This is a genomic window from Stieleria sp. (assembly GCF_041595215.1).
GTDB classification, from domain to species: domain Bacteria; phylum Planctomycetota; class Planctomycetia; order Pirellulales; family Pirellulaceae; genus Stieleria; species Stieleria magnilauensis.
Window position 1 is genome coordinate 1 of record NZ_JBFHKV010001396.1, and the last position, 1,823, is coordinate 1,823.

Annotated in this window: 2 protein-coding genes; both read left to right on the forward strand. The window is 57.5% G+C overall.

Annotated elements, in window-relative coordinates; genetic code table 11:
• A partial coding sequence (locus tag ABX749_RS31565; RefSeq protein ID WP_372899532.1) for a hypothetical protein occupies positions 1–185 on the forward strand: 185 nt, incomplete at its 5' end.
• 193 nt (positions 186–378) lie between these two features.
• On the forward strand, positions 379–1,632 hold the full coding sequence (locus tag ABX749_RS31570) for an AI-2E family transporter (RefSeq protein WP_372899533.1): 1,254 nt from the start codon (positions 379–381) through the stop codon (positions 1,630–1,632).
• The last annotated feature ends 191 nt before the right edge of the window (positions 1,633–1,823 follow it).

Below are 1,823 nucleotides of genomic sequence, written 5' to 3' on the forward strand. Positions count from 1 at the left end.
GAACGAAGACGCATCGCTACACCGAATGGCGGCCGCTAAAGGGGAACACCCCAAATGCAGCTTTTCGAGAGTTGTACGCCTATGGAAGCGACGGGATCGAGCGCGTCAATCTCGCCGATCGGCCGGAGCACGAAGCCGTTCAAGCGTCGCTTCGACAGCGTTTGCGGAGCGAGATGGCTCGCTGACCGTCACTGGGGGCGATCAACCTTGCGAGCGCGCGGCGCGGAATCGGTTCGCCGCTAATCGTATCCCCGTGAGAGGTGGGGGAGGATCAATCTCGGGTGGTGCCAGCGGCAATGCGGCACAACATTTGCAACGGTTACGCCACCGCGATCGACGGGTTCGCAACAGGTATAGACGACGGCGGCGAGACCATCCATGCTCAGCGATAATCACAGCGAAGCGATTCGACGCGAGGGGCAGGAGGACTCAAAGGCGAGTCTTTCGACTCGCATTTGCGCCACCATGTTGGTGTTTTTCGCGTTGTATTATGCGCGGGCGATGGTGATTCCGGTCGTCACTGCGATCGTCTTGTTCTTGACGCTCCGCCCCATTGTTCGTCAGGGCCAGCGATTCGGTATCCCTTCGGCCGTTGGCGGTGCCGGCGTGATCGGAGTCATTTTCCTGATGCTGGCGGGCGGCACGTACCTCGTGTTCCAGCCCGCGCGTGAGACAATCGCCGAGGCGCCGCAACATATTGCGACCTTCAAGGAAAAGCTATCGTTTGTCACCGAAAGTATTGAAGACGTGGATGAGGCGACGGAGGATCTGGCCGAATCAGAGGAAGACGTCGACGCGACCGATGCCGATGAAAAGCCGGTGCCGGTCGAGATCAAGCAACCGACTTGGGCCAGCGGATGGAGCTATCTGAGTGGAACCGGAAACATCGTCTCCTTTCTGACCATCTGTCTCGCGCTGCTCTACTTTCTACTGGCCACCGGCGATGACTTGCTCCGCAACATCATGCGGATGCTGCCCGACTTTACGGCGCGACGGCGGCTTGTCGAGGTGATTCAAAACGTCCAGGAAGGGCTGGGTAATTACTTGGCGCAAGTCTCCACGATCAATCTGTGCCTGGGCATCGCCGTTGCGATTGCCATGTGGGTGTTAGGCATGCCTTCGCCTGTGCTTTGGGGGGTGATGGCCTTCGCGTTCAATTTTATTCCCATCCTCGGCGCGATTGTAGGTGCCACCATCATCTTCGCGGTGGCGCTCGTGAATTTCGAACCCACCTACTACGCGGTGATCGTTGCTGGCACCTTTGTGACGCTGACATCATTGGAAGGCCAGTTCATCACACCGTCGATCCTTGGCCGATCGATGAGCATGAGTCCCGTGCTTGTCTTCTTGTCGATCGTCCTGTGGGGATGGATGTGGGGAATCATGGGTGTGTTTTTAAGCGTGCCGATTTTGATTGCCGTTCGAATGGCATGTGAAGCCTATGACGGACTGCAGCCCTTGGCGATGATTCTTGGCGCCGAAGTTCCCAAGACGATCGAGAAAGCGAAGTCTGAACAAGTTTCCGGGCACGAATCCTCGACGACACAACTCGATTGCCCCTTTCTCGGTTTCGCGAGCTCAACAGCATCCGCAGATGGAGATCGCATCGCTGACCGGCACCCCAGTCGATAAACGCGCCGTGCAAATGCACGGCACGAAATCAGCAGGTCGTCGGTACGCCGCCCATCCCAGTAACGTCCAATCCGTCGGCTCCTGCTTTGTCCAGATTTGAACTTTAAACGGTAGTGGACGAGGCGACGAGTCCATTGCTTTAGACGGTAGTGGACGAGGCGACGAGTCCTTTGCTTTAGATGGTAGTGGTC